At 64.2% G+C, this 18,921-nt stretch carries 17 protein-coding genes and 1 other RNA gene; 5 read left to right on the top strand and 13 right to left on the bottom strand.

The features are described 5' to 3' along the window. Nucleotides 1-27: 27 nt before the first annotated feature. Nucleotides 28-351: a hypothetical protein gene (locus tag LB571_RS07930; protein WP_224593542.1), complete on the bottom strand. Its 324-nt coding sequence runs from the start codon at nt 349-351 to the stop codon at nt 28-30. On the opposite strand from LB571_RS07930, the gene LB571_RS07925 reads away from it, so the two are divergent. From LB571_RS07925 to LB571_RS07915, 3 genes are read left to right on the top strand one after another with little or no spacing between them, the layout of a single operon-like run. After that, nucleotides 254-1,333: an efflux RND transporter periplasmic adaptor subunit gene (locus tag LB571_RS07925; RefSeq protein ID WP_411961408.1), complete on the top strand. Its 1,080-nt coding sequence runs from the start codon at nt 254-256 to the stop codon at nt 1,331-1,333. The genes LB571_RS07930 and LB571_RS07925 overlap by 98 nt on opposite strands. Continuing rightward, nucleotides 1,330-2,400 (top strand): efflux RND transporter periplasmic adaptor subunit, encoded by a 1,071-nt coding sequence (locus LB571_RS07920; RefSeq protein WP_140722991.1) that lies wholly within the window; start codon nt 1,330-1,332, stop codon nt 2,398-2,400. Before LB571_RS07925 ends, LB571_RS07920 begins: the two co-directional genes overlap by 4 nt. After that, nucleotides 2,397-5,486 (top strand): efflux RND transporter permease subunit, encoded by a 3,090-nt coding sequence (locus tag LB571_RS07915; protein WP_224593535.1) that lies wholly within the window; start codon nt 2,397-2,399, stop codon nt 5,484-5,486. Before LB571_RS07920 ends, LB571_RS07915 begins: the two co-directional genes overlap by 4 nt. Before the next feature lie 40 nt (nt 5,487-5,526). Here LB571_RS07915 and LB571_RS07910 read toward each other — a convergent pair whose 3' ends face one another. The 12 genes from LB571_RS07910 to ffs form a co-directional block, all read right to left on the bottom strand. After that, nucleotides 5,527-6,288, bottom strand: coding sequence for an ABC transporter ATP-binding protein (locus tag LB571_RS07910; protein WP_140821410.1), 762 nt, complete (start codon nt 6,286-6,288; stop codon nt 5,527-5,529). Then, nucleotides 6,285-7,148 (bottom strand): ABC transporter ATP-binding protein, encoded by an 864-nt coding sequence (locus tag LB571_RS07905; RefSeq protein ID WP_140660629.1) that lies wholly within the window; start codon nt 7,146-7,148, stop codon nt 6,285-6,287. Before LB571_RS07905 ends, LB571_RS07910 begins: the two co-directional genes overlap by 4 nt. Next, the gene (gene nikC, locus LB571_RS07900) at nt 7,145-8,071 is read right to left on the bottom strand and encodes a nickel transporter permease (RefSeq protein WP_140660628.1); all 927 of its coding nucleotides are present in this window, start codon (nt 8,069-8,071) and stop codon (nt 7,145-7,147) included. The genes LB571_RS07905 and nikC overlap by 4 nt, the downstream gene beginning before the upstream one ends. A gap of 196 nt (nt 8,072-8,267) precedes the next feature. Next, complete coding sequence (locus LB571_RS07895; RefSeq protein ID WP_140660627.1) at nt 8,268-9,329, bottom strand: ABC transporter permease; 1,062 nt, start codon at nt 9,327-9,329, stop codon at nt 8,268-8,270. A 19-nt stretch (nt 9,330-9,348) separates the two neighbouring features. Further along, complete coding sequence (locus LB571_RS07890; RefSeq protein WP_140614797.1) at nt 9,349-10,992, bottom strand: ABC transporter substrate-binding protein; 1,644 nt, start codon at nt 10,990-10,992, stop codon at nt 9,349-9,351. Nucleotides 10,993-11,252: 260 nt separating this feature from the next. Continuing rightward, nucleotides 11,253-12,512 (bottom strand): lytic murein transglycosylase, encoded by a 1,260-nt coding sequence (locus tag LB571_RS07885; protein ID WP_224593533.1) that lies wholly within the window; start codon nt 12,510-12,512, stop codon nt 11,253-11,255. Nucleotides 12,513-12,525: 13 nt separating this feature from the next. Then, on the bottom strand, nt 12,526-13,131 hold the full coding sequence (gene recR, locus LB571_RS07880) for a recombination mediator RecR (RefSeq protein ID WP_015314042.1): 606 nt from the start codon (nt 13,129-13,131) through the stop codon (nt 12,526-12,528). A 78-nt stretch (nt 13,132-13,209) separates the two neighbouring features. After that, nucleotides 13,210-14,217: a cell wall hydrolase gene (locus tag LB571_RS07875; protein ID WP_224593531.1), complete on the bottom strand. Its 1,008-nt coding sequence runs from the start codon at nt 14,215-14,217 to the stop codon at nt 13,210-13,212. Between the two features lie 250 nt (nt 14,218-14,467). Continuing rightward, on the bottom strand, nt 14,468-14,875 hold the full coding sequence (locus tag LB571_RS07870; RefSeq protein ID WP_224593529.1) for a hypothetical protein: 408 nt from the start codon (nt 14,873-14,875) through the stop codon (nt 14,468-14,470). Between the two features lie 84 nt (nt 14,876-14,959). Beyond that, on the bottom strand, nt 14,960-15,283 hold the full coding sequence (locus LB571_RS07865) for a YbaB/EbfC family nucleoid-associated protein (protein WP_015314045.1): 324 nt from the start codon (nt 15,281-15,283) through the stop codon (nt 14,960-14,962). A 31-nt stretch (nt 15,284-15,314) separates the two neighbouring features. Continuing rightward, nucleotides 15,315-17,150, bottom strand: coding sequence for a DNA polymerase III subunit gamma/tau (locus LB571_RS07860; protein WP_140878320.1), 1,836 nt, complete (start codon nt 17,148-17,150; stop codon nt 15,315-15,317). A 104-nt stretch (nt 17,151-17,254) separates the two neighbouring features. Next, nucleotides 17,255-17,351, bottom strand: an RNA gene (gene ffs, locus LB571_RS07855) — signal recognition particle sRNA small type. Nucleotides 17,352-17,495: 144 nt separating this feature from the next. On the opposite strand from ffs, the gene LB571_RS07850 reads away from it, so the two are divergent. Beyond that, on the top strand, nt 17,496-17,915 hold the full coding sequence (locus tag LB571_RS07850) for an HIT domain-containing protein (RefSeq protein WP_015314047.1): 420 nt from the start codon (nt 17,496-17,498) through the stop codon (nt 17,913-17,915). Nucleotides 17,916-17,966: 51 nt separating this feature from the next. Beyond that, on the top strand, nt 17,967-18,911 hold the full coding sequence (gene nudC / locus LB571_RS07845; protein ID WP_140723011.1) for an NAD(+) diphosphatase: 945 nt from the start codon (nt 17,967-17,969) through the stop codon (nt 18,909-18,911). Nucleotides 18,912-18,921: the final 10 nt, after the last annotated feature.

Raw genomic sequence — 18,921 nt, 5'->3', positions numbered from 1 at the left:
TTGATGCCGTTGAGTTCCCTTCTGGCCTTATTTCAGGTTTTCCTCAAGCCGGCACCATCGCAGGGTCGATTGGGCCTGACTTAACCAGTCCGGCGATACGTCTACGAGACCGGTTTCCTTTTTTTCGGGATCGACTATCCTCCTGACTATCCGCGAGGGACCGCGATCAGCGACCGGCGCGCGGCCGAGGGGAGCCATGAGCAGGAACGTGACATCGTCCGTCTCGCCGCCATCCGCCAAAACTCCTAGCCTTTTGTCTTTTCCAGCCGCTTCAATTCTCGCCTGCACGGCCCTGGCGCTGCTCGCCGGTTGCCAAAAGCAGGCGGCGGCGGAAAAGAAGCTGCCGGTCATGGTACGCACCGAAACGGTGGCGATGGCCGACTATGCGCCGAGAACCTCGCTGACCGGGGTGATCGCGGCGCGCACGCTGAACAATCTTTCGTTCCGGGTTGGCGGACGCGTCGCCGAGCGGCTTGTCGATGTCGGCCAGCATGTCGATCAGGGGACAGTGCTTGCCCGCATCGATCCGCAGGAGCAGGAATCCGATCTGCGATCGGCGCAGGCCGATCTCGATGCCGCGCAGGCGCAACTGACCCAGGCCGCGGCCACTTTCGAGCGGCAAAAGACGCTGCTTGCCCAGGGCTTCACCACCAGGCGCGATTATGACGCGGCCGACCAGGCACTGAAGGTGGCGCAAGGCAGCGTCGATGCCGCGCAGAGCGCGCTCGCCAACGCCCGGCAGAACCTGTCTTTCACCGAACTCAAGGCCGGTGCCGCCGGCGTGATCACCGCCCGCCAGGTCGAAGCCGGCCAGGTGGTGCAGGCGGCGCAGACCGTCTTCACCGTTGCCGAGGACGGCGACCGCGACGCCGTGTTCAACGTGCAGGAAACGCTGGTCGCCAGGACACCGGCCTCGCCGGCGGTGACGATCACGCTGTTATCCGATCCGCAGGTCAGAGCAACGGGCAAAGTGCGCGAGATCTCGCCGGCGGTCGACCCGGCTTCGGGCTCGATAAGGGTCAAGGTAGCCATTCCCGAGACGCCCGCCGGCATGCCGCTTGGGGCGGCCGTCATCGGCTCGGTCGGCGCCAAGCCGGCGAAGGCGATCCTGTTGCCCTGGCAGGCCCTGACATCCAGCGCCGGCAAGCCGGCGGTCTGGATCGTCGATCCCGCGACCAAGGCAGTCGCGACGACGCCGGTCGAGGTGCTGGCGTTCGATTCGGGTACCGTCGTCATTGCCAAGGGACTTAACGAAGGCCAGAGCGTCGTTACATCAGGCGGGCAATTGCTCAGCCCCGGCCAGACAGTCGAAATATCGGGAGCGGCGCAATGAAGCGGCTCCTGCTTGGCCTTGCCGCGCTTGGCACGCTCGCAGCCTGTTCGAAATCGGAGGAAAAACCGCCGGAGATCGTCCGGCCGGTGCTGTCGGTCGTGGTCGAGCCGCGCACCACCCAGATCTTCGGTTTCGCCGGCTCGGTCGAACCGCAGGTCAGTGCCGATCTTGCCTTCCGACTGCTCGGTCGCGTCGTCTCGCGCGACGTCAAGGTCGGCGACATCGTCAGCAAGGGCACGACGATCGCGGCACTCGACCCGACCGCGCTGGAGCTGGCCGTCCAGGCGGCCAGGGCCGAACTCTCCAATGCGCAGGCGCAGTTCGCCAATGCCGCGGCCAGCGAGGAGCGCCAGCGCCAGTTGCTCACCTCGGCCAATACGTCGCAGTCCGTCTTCGATGCCGCGCAGCAGGCACGCAAAGCAGCGGAAGCCAGCGTCGAGCGGGCCAAGGCTTCGCTGGCCAAGTCCCAGGAGCAGCTCGGCTACGCCAGGCTGTTCTCGGATTTCGACGGCGTCGTCACCGCCGTCGGCGCGGAGGTCGGCCAAACCGTCTCACCGGGCCAGACGGTCGTCACCGTGGCACGCTCGGACCCGCGTGAAGCGGTTGTCGATATTCCCGACCAGTTGACCAGCGATCTCTCGGCCGGCACGCCCTTCCAGGTCATCTTGCAGTCGCTGCCGACAATCCAGACAGAGGCCAAGCTGCGCGAGATCGCGCCCCAGTCCGAAGGCTCGACCCGCACCCGGCGCGTCAAGCTGACGCTCACCGACCCGCCGCAAGCCTTCAGGCTCGGTTCGACGGTAACCGCGACGCGGATGACCAAGGTCGTACCAACGATCGAACTGCCCATCTCGGCGCTGCTCGAAAAAAACGGTTCTGAAAAAGTGTGGATCGTCGATCCAAAGACGTCGAGCGTGAGCGCGCGCGATATCAAGGTCGCGCGGAAGGCTGGCGGCACCTTCACTGTGGCGGAAGGGCTCGAAGCCGGCATGCGCGTCGTCACCGCCGGCGTTCACAGCCTCGTCGACGGCCAGAAGGTCAAAGTCCCCGCGGGAGGGGCCTCATGAAGGGCTTCAACCTCTCCGACTGGGCGCTCAACCACCGCTCGCTGGTCTGGTATTTCATGCTGGTCTTCGTCGTGGCCGGCGTATTTTCCTATCTTAATCTCGGCCGCGAGGAAGACCCCAACTTCACCATCAAGACCATGATCATCCAGGCCAACTGGCCGGGTGCCTCGGTCAAGGAGACGGTGCAGCAGGTGACCGATCGCATCGAGAAAAAGCTCGAGGAGCTTGACAGCCTCGACTTCACCAGATCCGTCACCACCGCCGGCCAGACCGTCATCTTCGTCAACCTGAAGGACACCACCAAGGCTCGCGACGTCGTGCCGAACTGGCTTCAGGTGCGCAACATGGTCAACGACATCAAGGCGCAATTTCCGCAAGGCGTGCAGGGACCGTTCTTCAACGACCGCTTCGGCGATGTCTACGGCAACATCTATGCCTTCACATCAGACGGGCTGACGCCACGCCAGTTGCGCGACTATGTGGAGGATGTCAGGACCAAGATCCTGACCGTGCCCAATGCCGGCAAGGTCGATCTGGTCGGCGCGCAGGACGAGGCCATCTATCTCGAATTCTCGACCCGCCAGATAGCGGCGCTTGGCCTCAACCAGCAGCAAATCGTCGCCAGCCTGCAGGCCCAGAATGCGATCACCCCGTCCGGCGTCATTCAGTCCGGGCCGGAGCGCATCAGCGTGCGCGTCGGCGGCCAGTTCACCTCCGAGGAGAGCCTGCGCGCGATCAACCTGCGCGTCAACGATCGGTTCTTCCGGCTGAGCGACGTGGCGACTATCACGCGCGGTTATGCCGACCCGCCGACGGCCTTGTTCCGCTTCAACGGCCAGAACGCGATCGGGCTTGCCATCGGCATGAAGCCCAACGCCAATCTGCTCAAATTCGGCGAGGCGCTTCACGAGGAGATGAACAAGGTGCTGGCCGACCTGCCGGTCGGCGTCGGCGTGCATCTGGTAGCCGACCAGCCCGTCATCGTCGAGGAGGCGGTCTCAGGGTTCACGCGTGCGCTGTTCGAGGCGGTGGCGATCGTGCTTGCCGTCTCGTTCATCAGCCTTGGCATGCGCGCCGGCTTCGTGGTGGCGCTGTCGATCCCGCTGGTGCTGGCCATCACCTTCACGGTCATGGAGTATCTGGGGATATCGCTGCAGCGCATTTCGCTCGGCGCTCTGATCATCGCGCTCGGGCTGCTGGTCGACGACGCGATGATCGCGGTCGAAATGATGGTGGCGCGGCTGGAGGTCGGCGACAGCCTGCGCAAGGCGGCGACCTATGTCTACACCTCGACCGCCTTCCCGATGCTGACCGGCACGCTGGTGACGGTCGCGGGCTTCATCCCGATCGGGCTCAACTCGAGTGCTGCCGGCGAATACACCTTCACCTTATTCGTCGTCATCGCGGTGTCGCTGCTGGTGTCATGGATCGTGGCGGTGCTGTTCGCGCCGCTGCTCGGCGTGACCATCCTGCCGGCGACGATGAAGACCAAGCATCATGACCAGCCAGGGCGCTTCACGTCGCTGTTCCGGCGCGTCCTTGTCGGCTCGGTGCGCTATCACTGGCTGACGATCATCGTGACCGCGCTTCTGTTCGCCGCCTCGATCGCCGGCTTCGGCCTGGTGCAGCAGCAGTTCTTCCCACCTTCCGACCGGCCGGAGCTGATCGTCGATTGGAACCTGCCACAGAACTCCTCGATTACCGAGACGCGCGACCAGATGGAGCGCTTCGAACAGCGGGCGCTGGTTGGCAATCCCGACATCGATCATTTTTCGTCCTATATCGGTCAGGGCGCCGTGCGCTTCGTGCTGGCCTATGACGTGCAGCCGGCCAATCCCTATTTCGGCCAGACGGTGATCGTCACCAAGAGCATCGAGGCGCGCAACCGGGTGAAGCCGGCGCTGGAGAGGCTGCTGCGCGCGGAGTTTGTCGGCACCGACGCTTTCGTCAAGCCGCTTGAACTCGGACCGCCGGTCGGGCGGCCTGTGCAGTACCGCGTCGGCGGCCCCGACATCCAGACGGTGCGAGAACTGGCGCAGCAATTCGCCGGCGTGATCTCGGCCAATCCGAAACTCGCGGCGCCGACTTTCGACTGGAACGAACCGCAGCGTGTGCTGAGGGTCGACGTGCTGCAGGACAAGGCGCGCCAACTCGGCATCACCTCGTCCGACATCGCCAGCACGCTGAACAGCACAGTGGGCGGCGCGACGATCACGCAGGTGCGTGACGCGACGTACCTGATCAACGTCGTGGCTCGCTCGCGCGAGGCCGAGCGCGGCTCGATCGAGACGCTGCAAAACATCCAGTTGCCGACCGGAAATGGCGAGGCGATCCCACTCGCCGCGGTGGCCAATTTTCGCTACGATCTGGAGCAGCCCACCGTGTGGCGACGCGACCGCATCCCGACCATCACCGTGCGCGCCGGCTTGGTCGGCGACGTGCTGCCGGCGACCGTCGTCAACGAGTTGAAACCGTCGGTCGACGCCTTTATCGCCAAGCTGCCGGCCGGCTATTCGGTCGAGACCGCCGGCTCCGTCGAGGAAAGCGCCAAGAGCCAGGGGCCGATCGCGGCCGTGGTGCCGCTGATGCTGTTCGTCATGGCGACCATCCTGATGGTGCAGTTGCAGAGCTTCCAGCGCCTGTTCCTGGTGGTGGCGGTGGCGCCACTCGGGCTGATCGGCGTGGTCGCGGCCCTGGTGCCGAGCGGAGCGCCGCTCGGCTTCGTCGCCATTCTCGGCGTCTTGGCGCTGATCGGCATCCTGATCCGCAACTCGGTCATCCTGATCGTGCAGATCGAGGATCTTGTCGCCGAGGGCAGGGATCGCTGGGCCGCGGTCATCGAGGCAACGGAGCACCGCATGCGGCCGATCGCGCTGACGGCGGCCGCGGCCAGCCTGGCGCTGATCCCGATCGCGCGCGAAGTGTTCTGGGGGCCGATGGCCTATGCGATGATGGGCGGCATCATCGCGGGTACCGCGATCACGCTCTTGTTCCTGCCGGCGCTTTATGTGACGTGGTTCAGGATCAAGGAGCCGAAGCGGGAACAGGGCGGCGAAGTAGACGTCGCCGCTGTTGCGGAAACTTAAGCCGAGGTCGAGCTCCCTGGCGTGACGCGGAGAACTATCGTCAGATCTGCTTCGGAGCCGTTCTCACAAACCCGTCGCTGGCCCGCAACAGGTTGCGCGTATAATCCTTCGTCACACGGCGCTCGACGAGATCGTTGGCCACCAGATTCTCCACCGCCTCGCCGCCCTGCATCACCATCAGCCGCTCGCACATATGGGTGATGATGGCGAGGTCGTGGCTGACCATCAGGAAGGTCAGCTTGCGCCGCCGGCGGACTTCCTCCAGCAGGTTGAGGACTTCCGCCTGCACCGAGGCGTCGAGGGCCGAGGTCGGCTCGTCGAGCAGCAGGATCGAGGGCTCGAGGATAAGCGCGCGCGCGATCGCCACGCGCTGGCGCTGACCGCCGGAAAGCTGGTGCGCGTAACGGAAACGAAAGCCGTTGCCGAGGCCGACCTCGTCGAGCGCGCGTTCGATCCGCTTTTCGCCATCGGCAAAACCATGGATGGCGAGCGGCTCCTGCAGCAGGCGGTCGACGGTCTGGCGCGGGTGCAGCGAGCCGTAAGGATCCTGAAAGACCATCTGCACTTCGCGGTAAAAGGCCTTGTCGCGGCGCGCGCCGAGCGCCTTGCCATTGACTGTGATGCTGCCCGAGGCGACCGGCGCGAGGCCGGCTATGGCCCGCAGCAATGTCGATTTGCCCGAGCCGGATTCGCCGACCAGGCCGAAGGATTCGCCCTGCTGCACGTCGAGGCTGACGCCCTTCAGCGCGCGGAAGCGGTCGAAGATCACCTCCAGCCTGTCGACGGCAATCGCAGAAGTCATGCCGCCCACTCCGGCTTGCGGTCAAGCACCGGCAGCGGGTGACGGTCGGCGCCGATTTTTGGCATGCAGTTGAGCAGCCCCCGCGTGTAGGGATGCTGGGCCTGACTCAATTCCGACGCCTTGAGCTGCTCGACGACCTTGCCGGCATACATGACGATGACGCGGTCGCAGAAGGACGAGACCAGGCGCAGATCGTGCGAAATGAAGATCAGCCCCATGCCGCGCTCCGCGACCAGCCTGTCGAGGATGCCGAGCACGTCGAGCTGCACCGTGACGTCGAGCGCCGAGGTCGGCTCGTCGGCGATCATCATTTCCGGTCCGGCGATCAGCATCATGGCGATCATGGCGCGCTGGCCCATGCCGCCCGACACTTCGTGCGGATGCAGGTCGAAGACGCGTTTGGGATCGCGGATCTGCACCGCCTCGAGCATGGCCAGCGCGCGCTCGCGCGCCTCGGCCTTGCCGACCTTTTCGTGGGTGCGCAGCGTCTCGACGATCTGGCGGCCGATGCTCATCACCGGATCGAGCGAATATTTCGGGTCCTGCAGGATCATGGCGATGCGGTTGCCCCGCAGCGCCCGGCGTTGGCGCGGCGAGATGCCGAGCAGGTCGATGCCGTCGAAAGTCAATTTATTGGCCGATATGCGGGCCTGCGGCGGTGTCAGGCCCATGATGGCGCGGCCTGTCTGCGACTTGCCCGAGCCGGACTCGCCGACGATGCCGAGGCGTTCGCGGCCAAGCGAAAAGGAAACGCCGCGCACCGCCTCGATCATGCCGGTGCGGGTCGGAAAGGTGACGCGCAGATCCTCGACGTCGAGAAGCGTGCTCTTGGATCGCTGCTGATCAGGGGGGCCACTCATTGGTCACCGCTGCGGGGATCGAGTGCGTCGCGCAGGCCGTCGCCAAGCAGGTTGAAGCCGAGGCTGACGATGAGGATGGCGAAGCCCGGCGCACCAGCCACCCACCATTGGTCGAGGATGAAGCGGCGACCCGAAGCGATCATGGTGCCCCATTCCGGCAGCGGCGGCTGCGCGCCAAGGCCGAGGAAGCCGAGGCCCGCGGCCGTCAGGATGATGCCCGCCATGTCGAGCGTCACGCGGACGATCAGCGAGGAGATGCACAATGGCATGATGTGGCGAAGCACGATACGGAAAGGCGAGGCGCCCATCAATTGCACGGCCTTGATATAGTCCGAGTTGCGCACGGTGAGCGTCTCGGCGCGGGCGATGCGCGCATAGGGCGGCCAGGAGGTGATGGCGATCGCCAGCACGGCGTTCTCGATGCCGGGGCCAAGGGCGGCGACGAAGGCCAGCGCCAGCACCAGCTTGGGGAAGGCAAGGAAGATGTCGGTGATGCGCATCAGTATGGCATCGGTCCAGCCGCCGGCATAGCCGGCGACGGTGCCGACCAGGAGACCGATGGGAGCGGCGATGATGGCGACCAGGACGACGACATAAAGCGTCCAGCGGGAGCCGTAGAGGATGCGCGAATAGATGTCGCGGCCGAGGTCGTCGGTGCCGAACCAGTGCTGCGCACTTGGCGCCAGCAGCCGCGCGTTCTTCAGGTCACCGAAGGTCGGCGAATACGGCGCAAGCACACCGGCAAGGACGGCGACGAGCAGCAGGGCGATGATGATCAGCAGGCCGACAAAGGCCAACCGGTTGGCGGAAAAGCGCCGCCAAGCGACATAGGCGCGGCCGAGCCTTGCCTGCAAGCGCGATGCCGGCCGCTCGCTGAGCAGCCATTCGCGACGGGAGAAGGTGCGGGCGTCGGAGGCGGTCATGACGATGCCTCTTTAAGCTGTCGACCCCCACTCCGGTCTGCTTCGCAGACCACCTCTCCCCCGTTCGACGGGGGAGAGGAAAGGCGCCAAGCCTGCGACCGCGTTTTCCTCTCCCCCGGGCAGGGGGAGAGGTGGCCCGAAGGGCCGGAGTGGGGGTGATTAGCCGCAGCCAAGCCCGAAAGTGCAATACCTCTACTCATCCTGTCTTCGTCCTCGGGTCGAGCACACGATAAAGCAGGTCGGACAGAAGATTGATGGCGATGAACACCGAGCCGATGACGATGGTACCGCCGAGAACGGCATTCATGTCGGCGTTCTGCAGCGAGTTGGTGATGTAGAGGCCGATGCCCGGCCAGGAGAAGACGGTCTCGGTCAGCACCGAGCCCTCGAGCAGCCCGGCATAGGACAACGCGATCACGGTCACCATCGGCACGGCGGCATTGCGCAGCGCGTGGCCCCAGATGATGCGGGTTTCCGACAGGCCCTTGGCGCGCGCGGCGACGACATATTCCTGGGCGAGTTCGTTGAGCATGAACGAGCGCGTCATGCGACTGATGTAGGCCAGCGAGAAATAGCCGAGCAGCGAGGCCGGCAGGATGATGTGACGGAAGGCGTCGTAAAAGACGTCCCACTGTCCCTGCATGGCGGAGTCGAGCAGGTAGAAACCGGTGATCGGCGTGAAAGTGTATTCGTAGACGACATCGAGCCGTGCAGGGAAGGCCACCCATTGCAGTTTGGCGTAGAACAGCACCAGGGCCAGCAGACCCAGCCAGAAGATGGGTACGGAATAGCCGATCAGGCCGATGATGCGCACGACCTGGTCGACGAAGCTGCCGCGTTTGACCGCGGCCAGCACCCCGAGTGGCACACCGAACAACGCGCCGATCAGTGTCCCCAACGTCGCCAGTTCCGTGGTTGCCGGAAGAGCGCGGCGGATATCGGTCATGACAGGGTTGGTGGTCAGAACCGAGGTGCCGAAATCGCCGCCCAGCGCATGTTTCACATAGATGTAGAACTGCTCGATCAACGGCAGGTCGAGGCCCATCTCGCGGCGCGTGCGCTCCACGACATTGGCGGGTGCCCGGTCGCCGAGAACGGCCAGCACCGGGTCGATCGGGATGACACGGCCAATGAAGAAGGTGACCGCGAGAAGACCAAGATAGGTCGTCACCGCAATGACCAGGAATCGGCCAAGCGAAGATGCAAGGGCTACGGCGCGGGCGCTGCCGCGCCCGCCCTCGTTTTCAATCGCGCTCATGCGGGCGTGTCCGCGAACGCTATTCCTTGGAGACCGGCCCGACGAAGTTGGTGTCGAAGCTCGGACCAAGCGCGAAGCCCTTGAGGTTCTTGCGCAGACCGGCGACTTCCAGCTGCTGGTGGATGACGACGAAGGGGCTGGTGTCGAGGATCTTCTTTTCGAGATCCTTGTACATGTCGGCGCGCTTGCCAGAATCCTTCTCGAGCAGGGCTGCTTCCGTCTGCTTGGTCAGGTCCGGAATGTCCCAGGCATTGCGCCATGCCAGCGTCTTCGACTTGCCAGCATCCGAATTGTCCGGGTTCGAGGCAAAGGTCTGGGCATTGGAGTTCGGATCGAAATAGTCCTGGCCCCACTGGCCGATATAGATGTCGTGGTTGCGGGCACGGTATTTGGTCAGCGTCTGCTTGCCGTCGCCGGGGATGATCTCCAGCTTGATGCCGGCCTGGCCGAGCGTCTGCTGGATGGATTCCGCCATGCCGGTGGTCGGCTGGCCGGTGCGCACGTCCATGGTGACGCTGAAGCCGTCGGGCAGGCCGGCCTTGGCCAGCAGTTCCTTGGCCTTGGCGACATCGAGCTTGAACGGGTTCTCGTCCAGTTCGCCCAGAACGCCCTTGGGCAGGAAGGTCTGGTGGATCTCGCCGATGCCTTTGAGGATGGTCGTGCTCAAGGCATCATAGTCGACCAGGTATTTGAAGGCCTGGCGGACCTCGGGCTTGGCGAGGTTCGGGTTCTTCTGGTTGAGGCTGATGTAGTAGACGGTGCCTTTCGGCGCGCTGGTGGTGGTGAGGTCGGCATTCTTGGCGATGGCGTCGAGGTCGTTCGGCTCGAGGTTGCGGGCAACGTCGATGTCGCCGGCTTCGAGCGCCAGGCGCTGCGCCGAGCTTTCCTTCATGTTGCGGTAGATGACGCGGGCGAGCTTGGCCTTTTCGCCGTAATAATTGTCGTTGCGCTCCATGACGACCGCCTCGTTGGCACGCCATTCACGCAGCTTGTAGACGCCCGAGCCGGCGTAGCCCGTCTTCAGCCAGGCGTTGCCGAAGTCGTTGTCCCATTTGTAGTCGGCGCTCGGCGTCACCGCCGCGACATGTTCCTTGACCAGCTTGGCGTCGACGATGGAAGCGACGGTGGCCGACAGGCAGTTCAGCACGAAACTTGGCGCATAGGCCTTGTCGACGGTGAACTGGAAGGTTGTGTCGTCGACCGCCTTGGCCTTCTCGGTGACGTTGTCGCCGCTGATGCCGAACTGATCGATGATGAAGGCCGGGCTCTTGTCCAGCTTGACGGCGCGCTCGAACGACCAGGCGACATCGGCGGCGGTGATCGGGTTGCCGGAGGCGAATTTCAGGCCCGGCTTGAGCTTGAACGTATAGGTCAGACCATCGTCGGAGACGGTCCAGCTTTCGGCGAGATCGGGCTTGACCTTGGAAGTGTCGCTGAGGTCGAGGCGGACAAGAAGGTCATAGGTGTTGCCGGTGACTTCGGCGGTCGACAGCTCGAACGCCTCGCCCGGATCCATCGAGATGATGTCGTCGATGGCAAAACCTTCGACAAGCGTATCGGCGGGGGTGACCGCGCCAGCCGGCGCTCCGGCCAGAAGCAGCGCCGACATGGCGGCGCCCGCAAGCAGGATGCGGGATCGTAGAGCAAGCTTTTCCATCATCATGATGATTGTTCCCTGTTTTGTTGTTTGTTGACCTGAGTTCCCGGCTCAGGATTGCGGTGTTCTTTCAAGGCTCGACGAGAGCCTCTGCCCCACTAACGTCGTGGTTTTTGTCCAGTTGGTCAACAGCATATCCGGCGGCCCAGCGGTGGGCAACGAGCATTTATGCGACGGTTCATTGGACCAGAATGGCGGGCGGGCGTGTCGACGCATACATCAGCCAATCGAGGCACCGATCGAGAAAAAATCTGCTAAATTCGGAGCTATTTCAGCGCCGCGACGAGGCCGGCATCGGGAAAACAGGTGGCGGCCTGGCCATTCTTTTCCTGCCATCTACCGATCGAGCGGCGGGTCTTGAAGCCAGGCAGGCCGTCGGCGCTGCCGACATCGTAGTCCTTGGCTTCCAAGGCACGCTGCAGGGCGGCGATATCGGAGCGGTGGAGATCGCCGACCGGACCCCAGCCACCGGTAAAATTCTGATCGCCATGGGCGATGCGGTCGGCGCCATGGCCGATGAACAGCGCATAGAGGTCGCTGATGTTGTATTCCTTCAGCACGTAGAAATTGGGGGTCGCGATGAAGGCCGGACCGCTGCGCCCGGCCGGCATCAGCAGGAAACCTTCCGCCTTCAGCTCGCTTGCCGGGAACGCTTTGCCGCCGACGCGCTCGATACCCATGGCGGCCCATTGCGCAATCTTTTTGCCCTGGTCCGGACCCTCCAGCGAACAGGAGACGCTCTGGGGCACGATCACCTCGAAACCCCAGCCGCGTCCCCTCACCCAGCCGTAGTGGACAAGATAATTGGCGATCGAAGCCAGCACATCGGGCGTCGAATTCCAGATGTCGACGCGGCCGTCGCCGTCGAAATCGACGGCATGCTTGAGGAACGAGGTCGGCATGAATTGCGGCTGGCCGAGCGCGCCGGCCCAGGACGATTTCATCGCGCCGACCGGCGCCAGCCCACGCTCGACGATTTCCAGCGCCGCCAGCAGTTCTGTGCGGAAGAAATCCTTTTTCGTCGACATGAACGCCTTGGTGCCCAGCACCTCGAAGGCGTCGTAGGGCATCTTCGCCGCGCCGAATCCGGTTTCGCGGCCCCAGATCGCCAGAAGGATTTCGCCCGGCACGCCATAGCGCTTCTCGATCGAGGCAAGCGTGCGGGCGTTGGCGGCTTCGCGGGCGCGTCCGCCTGATGTCACCGCACGAACCGTCTTCTCGGCAAAATAGGCTCCGGGCGATCCGAACTCGGCCTGATGCTGCTTCTGCGGCGTCTTCGGCTTCTCGCCCGGCATGACAAGGTCGGGGAGCTTGAGGTTCGGCTTCACGCCGCTGAAGGCGGCATCGAAAGTCTGCTTGGAGACGCCTTTCGCCTTGGCGTCCGGCCAGAGGTCGGTTTGAAGCCAGGCACGGAACTGGTCGTCGATCTTGGCGGCGGAAGCGGGGATGGTGAGGAAGACGGCGAGGAGTGCGGCTAGAAAGAATGCAAGACTAAATTTGCGAAGGTCGCGTTCTGTGGCAATCATCTCCAGGAACGCCTCAAAACGCCGTCCGCGAGCGCAGTGCCGCGGCCAGCGTGCCTTCGTCGAGATAGTCGAGCTCACCGCCGACCGGCACGCCGTGCGCCAGCCGCGTTATCTTGACCTCGAAACCGGAGAGCTGATCGGTGAGGTAGTGCGCGGTGGTCTGGCCCTCGACCGTCGCGTTGACGGCGAGGATGATTTCCTTGATTTCGCCGCCGGCGACGCGATCGATCAGCGAGCGGATGTTGAGCTGGTCCGGGCCGATGCCGTCGAGCGGCGACAGCGTGCCGCCGAGCACATGGTAGCGCACGTTCATCGCCGCCGCCCGCTCCAGCGCCCAGAGATCAGAGACGTCCTCGACGATGATCAGGGTGGCGGCATCGCGGCGTGGGTCCGTGCAGATCATGCAAGGGTCCGAGGTGTCGACATTGCCGCAGGTCGAGCAGATGCGCACCTTGTCGGCGGCCTCGCCCATGGCGGCGGCCAGCGGCGAAAGCAGCTGTTCCTTCTTCTTGATCAGGTGCAGCGCGGCGCGCCTGGCCGAACGGGGGCCAAGCCCCGGCACCTTGGCCAGGAGCTGGATCAGGCGTTCGATCTCGGGACCGGCGATTCGCTTGGACATCGCTCTGATCTAGGATTTTTCAGAGCGCTTTGAAACATCCCCCGTCGACGCACGGTTCGCCATGCTGCCATGCGAGAATCAGTTTGTTTCGAGCGGGCGGCCCTGGCTGACAATCATCGCGCCGATGGCATCGGTGTTTTCAGGCGTCGACTGGAATCCCATCGAGGCTTCCTGTGGAGCGTCCTGGATCGAGGAGATGACCCGTTTGTTCGAGGTTCCGCTGTTCAGGGTTCCGCCAAAACGGGCGGCATCCGGCTCTTCCATCGGCTCCTGCATGGCAACTTCCACCGGCTTCGCCGAGACCCGCGCGGATTTTGCCGTCGGCGCCGCGGCCGCGGTCAGATAGGTCTGCTGCGCGGGGGCGGTACGGACGGGCTCCGGCTTGGCCGCCGGTTCCGCCGCGGCGGTCATGTAGACTTGCTGGGCTGGAGTGTTGCGAACTGATGCCTTGGCCGGGCGCACTGTCTCGATGGATGCGACCCGTGTCGCGGGTACCCCCGGCAACGCCGCCGGCTGCTCGGCCGAGGCAATCATCGGCTCATCCGGCAGCGGCTGCCAGTTGCGGCCGCGCTTCTCGTAGAAGGCGTTGCCGCCGGCAACCATGGTGTAGTGCATGTTCTTGTAGGGGAAGCGCAGGCCGGCGGTGTGGAAATACATCGTGTTCTTGAGCTTGGTCTTGCGCTCGCCCTTGAGCACGGCGTCGGCGGCCTCTTCGACATCGGGCATTGCGCGCGAATTCATCGATCTGGTCATGACGCCCGGCGCGAATTGCCCGGGCTCACCGACCACTTGGCAGATGGTGCTGCCATGGTTGCCCGAGCGCAGCCGGTTCATCACCACCGTGCCGACCGCGATCATGCCGTCGCGGCTCGACCGGTTGGATTCGAAGAACATCGCCCGTTCCAGGCATTCCCTGTCCTTCGGCGTGTGACTGTAGGCGCGCGAACTCAGAAAGCTCGGCGTGATGGCGTCGGTCAGGCTGGCGACGGACATGCCGTGCGAGGTTGTCTGGCTGCAAGCGGCCAAGAAAAGGGGAGACGTAATGACGCCGAGCAACAGCGGCGTCTTCCATCGCATCGCGATCAACAGGTAACCCTCTCACTTCAACGCCCGCCCCCAGGCTGCGGCAAGAATGAGACACTTTCGGGCAAAATGATGGCCAAAACGTTATTAACGGCATACTGTTGCCGAATTGACACAAGATCGAGGCTTTCCAGATAGATCGAGCCATCGTTTCACACTGATGATGACCGTTCTCTCTTCGTTTTGCCGCAATTCCCTTGGGGAAACGCCAGTGCTTTTCCCGGCAAGACCGCGCCATGCGTTCCAAAACGGCCTATTGCCCGGCGGCGATTGCTGCCGGCCGGCCGGGCTCGATCTCTTCGATCTTCTCTGAAAACAGGCCGCGCCTGAGAAACAGCGCCCGCGCCTCCCTGGCCGTCGGCGCGATCTTGCCCGGCCAGTCGCTGTCGATGAACTCGGTCTTGGTGAAATCAGGATTTGTTTCGGAGGCCGCCTCCAGGAATTCGGCGATTTCCAGCACGATCGCGCGTTCGTCCCTTGAAAGCGCCGACGTGCCGGCCTCGATCGACGGCCGATGCACGAAATCCTCGAACAGGTTGAAGTAGCCCTTGATGCCGACGAGATCGACCCCGGCGTCGCAATCGGCGAGGATTTCCAGAATCTCGTAGATCCTGTTGCGGATACGCTGCTCGATCAGTCTTTCGGACGGCTCGTCGATCATGGGCGCCGGTCTCTGCTTTCATGCATATCGTTGCCTGCCCACCCTCAGGGCCGAGCCCGTGGGCATGCTTTTGGGCTACATGCATCAGAAAGGCAGTTTCATTCCCGGGGGAATGGGCAGGCCGGCGGTCAGCGCCTTGGTCTTTTCCTGCATGATCTGCTCGACCTTGGCCTTGGCGTCATTGTGCGCGGCAAGAATCAAATCCTCGAGGATTTCGACGTCGTCCTCCTTGAACAAGGACGGGTCGATCTTCAGCGACTTGATATCGAATTTTCCGCTCAGCGTGACGCTGACCAGGCCGCCGCCGGCCTGGCCGAGGGCTTCGACGGTGGCAATCTCATCCTGCATGGCCTGGAACTTGGCCTGCATTTCCTTCGCCTTGCCCATCAGGCCGAGAAGATCTTTCATGGTCCGATCCTTTGCGGATTAGTGCTGGATATCAGGGTTCGTCGTCATCGGCCGGCGGCTCGACCGGCATTTCGGCCTCGCTCGCGTCGGCGTCGGGCGTGTCGGGAATGCGCACATCGATGATCTTGGCGCCGGGAAAGCGGGCCAGGATGGAGGCCACGGTCGGGTCGTTCCTGGCATCGAGGAAAGCGTTTTCACGCTTCGTCGATTCCATCTCGGCCAGCGTCTGGCCGCCCTCCTCCTTCGACAGCGACACCAGCCAGTTGCGGCCGGTCCAGGCGCGCAGCTTGGTCGTCAGGTCGTTGAGCAGCATCTTGGGCGCATCGTCGGTCAGGCTTACGTCGATGCGGCCCGGTTCGATGCGCACGAGGCGGATGCAGCTCTTGATCAGCACCTTGAAGGCAATGTCGCGTTTCGCGTCGGCAAGGGCAACGATGTCGGCCAGCGATTTCAGCGGTACGGCTTGCGTCTCCGGCGCCGGCTGCGGGGGCGCGACGAATGCAGTCGGAGTAGGCGTGGCCTCGACCAGCCGCATGGTCTGCGCGCCGCCCGAGCCGCCAGGCATGCGCGCCTGCGCCACGGCGCCGGCGCCATTGCCGCCATTGCCGGGATTTACGGGGCCGGGGCTCATCGGCGCGCCGTTCGGGCGCGGCGCGGCGCCAGTTGCCGAGGCGCCGCTCTCCAGCGATCTCAGCGCCTCGTCCAATGTCGGGAGGTCGGCGGCATGCGCCAGCCGGATCAACACCATTTCGGCGGCACTGACCGGCCTGTTGGAGGACTGCACCTCGGGAATGCCCTTGAGCAGCATCTGCCAGGTCCGCGACAGCACTCTGACCGACAACGCCCGGGCGAAATCGGCACCGCGCTGACGCTCGTCCTGCGACAGCGAGGCATCGTCCATCGCGGTCGGCACGAAGCGCAGTCTGGTGACGAGATGGTTGAACTCGGCAAGATCGGTGAGCACGGCGGCCGGATCGGCGCCGGTATCGTATTGCGCGCGAAACTCCCCAAGGGCTGCCGCCACATCGCCCTTCATCACATGTTCGAACAGATCGACGATGCGGGCGCGGTCGGCCAGCCCCAGCATGGCGCGCACGGCCTCGGCGCTGACCGAGCCGGCGCCATGGGCGATCGCCTGGTCGAGAATGGAGAGCGAATCGCGGGCGGAACCTTCCGCAGCGCGCGCGATCATCGCCAGCGCGTCGTCGTCGACCGAAATGCCTTCCTTGCCGGCGATCGAGGAGAGATGCGAGACGAGCGCGCCGGCGTCGATGCGCCTCAGGTCGAATCGCTGGCAGCGCGACAGGACGGTGATCGGAACCTTGCGGATCTCGGTGGTGGCGAAGATGAACTTGACGTGCGGCGGCGGCTCTTCCAGCGTCTTCAGCAGGCCATTGAAGGCCTGCGTCGACAGCATGTGCACTTCGTCGATGATGTAGACCTTGTAGCGGGCCGAGACCGGCGCGTAGCGCACGCGCTCGATGATGTCCCTGATGTCGTCGATGCCGGTGTGCGAAGCGGCGTCCATCTCGATGACGTCGACATGGCGGCCTTCCATGATCGCCTGGCAGTGCTCGCCAAGCACGGCGAGGTCGACCGAGGGCTGATCCGTGGTGGCGGTTTTATAGTTCAGGGCACGCGCCAAAATGCGCGCGGTGGTGGTCTTGCCGACGCCGCGCACGCCGGTCAGCATCCAGGCCTGGGCAATGCGGCCGGTGGCAAAGGCGTTGGTGAGGGTGCGCACCATCGGCTCCTGGCCGACGAGTTCGGAAAAATTCGACGGACGGTATTTGCGCGCCAGCACGCGGTAGGCAGCGGCCTTGCCCGTCGCCAGACTATCGGGGCCCGAATTTCCGGCTTCGCTCATTCGCCCGTTAAGCTCCAAAAGGCCGCGCCCACAGGCGCCGATTCCTGCGCATAGTCTCGCCCGCGCTGCAATGCGTCGTCAATGTCGCGAGGAGGGCCGATGAGGTGGGAGGCTGGAACAATGACCCGTTCCGGGCTCGTTAGGGCTGCTTCCTTCCGGACCTGACCCGGTTGGCGAGTGGATCGTCCACCACCAACCTCCCGCTGTCCATATCGGCAATTGCGCGACGAAATGCAAGTGCGCAGGCAAATCGGCACCGCGGACCACCAGATTCGCTTGCAGCACCGGTGCAGCCGCTCTAGCGTTCATGGTTTGAGGAAACCAAGAAAAGCAAGGGAAACGCCGATGCTGCCGGGCCTGAAGGCCGGATTCACGCTGGATGCCCGGCTGGAGGCTGACAGCGAGCAATTGATGTGGCTGGGGCTGTGCGAATTGCGGGTGATGAACGACCGCCGTTGGCCATGGCTGCTCCTGGTGCCGCAGCGGCCGGGCGCGGAGGAGATCCATGACATGACGCCGCTCGACCAGGCGATGCTGACCTTCGAGACCAATATGGTGGCGCAGGCGCTGAAGAAAGTGAGCGGCTGCACCAAGATCAACACCGGTGCGCTCGGCAACATCGTGCGCCAACTGCATGTCCACATCATCGCACGGTCCGAGGGCGATCCCGGCTGGCCCGGCCCAGTCTGGGGGCACGGCCTGCGCGAGCCCTATCAGCGTTCCGATCTGCGCCGGTTTGCCGAAACGATAAGGGCAGCGCTATAAGCCTTGCCGTGTCCATCCCAAGCATGTCCATCCCAAAACACCAGAGTCCATATGACCTTCCGCCTGTTTGACGCGCCCGTGCGCGAGCCGAGCCAGTTCGTCGGCTTTGCCGGCAACACGATCGACCGGCAATCCGAGAACCGCGCCGACGATTCGGTCGACAAGGCGCTGGCCGATCCGACGACGCGGCTGCTGTTGATGAATGGCGGCAGGCTCCTGCTGAAGCCCGGCGAGGGCGGCCGCCTCGACCCATGGTTCGGCATCGCCGAAAGCGAGCCCTTCAGCCCTTCTGTCGACCAGGGCGTGCTGCTCGGCTTTTCCGAACAGGGGCCGGTGCTGGCGGTGCTGGCGGGCGTCGATGCCGAACAGCTGCCCGAAACCGTCAAGGCGATCGATTACCGCTCGGTCTATATGCAAGGGCTGATCGACGAAGCGGCCGCCGGCGCGATGGCGCAGGGCGCCGCCCTGCTTGCCTGGCACGCCAGCCACCGCTTCTGCAGCAAATGCGGCACGCAATCGCAGATGCGGGCCGGCGGCTACAAGCGGCATTGCCCCAATTGCGGCACTGAGCATTTTCCGCGCACCGACCCGGTAGCGATCATGCTGACGACGACGCGGGAGAAATGCCTGCTCGGGCGCGGCCGGCATTTCGCGCCGGGCATGTATTCGGCGCTTGCCGGCTTCATCGAGCCGGGCGAGACGATCGAGGCGGCGGTGCGCCGCGAAACGCTGGAAGAGGCGGGCATCCGGCTCGGCCGCGTCGTCTACCACGCCAGCCAGCCCTGGCCGTTCCCCTATTCGCTGATGATCGGATGCTTCGGCGAGCCGCTCAACGAGGACATCCAGGCCGATCTCAACGAACTGGAGGACTGCCGCTGGTTTTTGCGCGACGAGGTGCGCCTGATGCTGGACCGAACGCATCCCGACAATCTGGTCACGCCGCCGAAAGGCGCCATTGCGCACCACCTCATCCGCGCCTGGGTCGACAGCGAATAACGAATATCGA

Source organism: Mesorhizobium sp. BR1-1-4 (genome assembly GCF_020165375.1).
GTDB lineage: Bacteria > Pseudomonadota > Alphaproteobacteria > Rhizobiales > Rhizobiaceae > Mesorhizobium > Mesorhizobium australicum.
The sequence above is the reverse complement of the archived record's forward strand: the minus strand, read 5'-3'. Positions and strand labels throughout refer to the sequence as shown.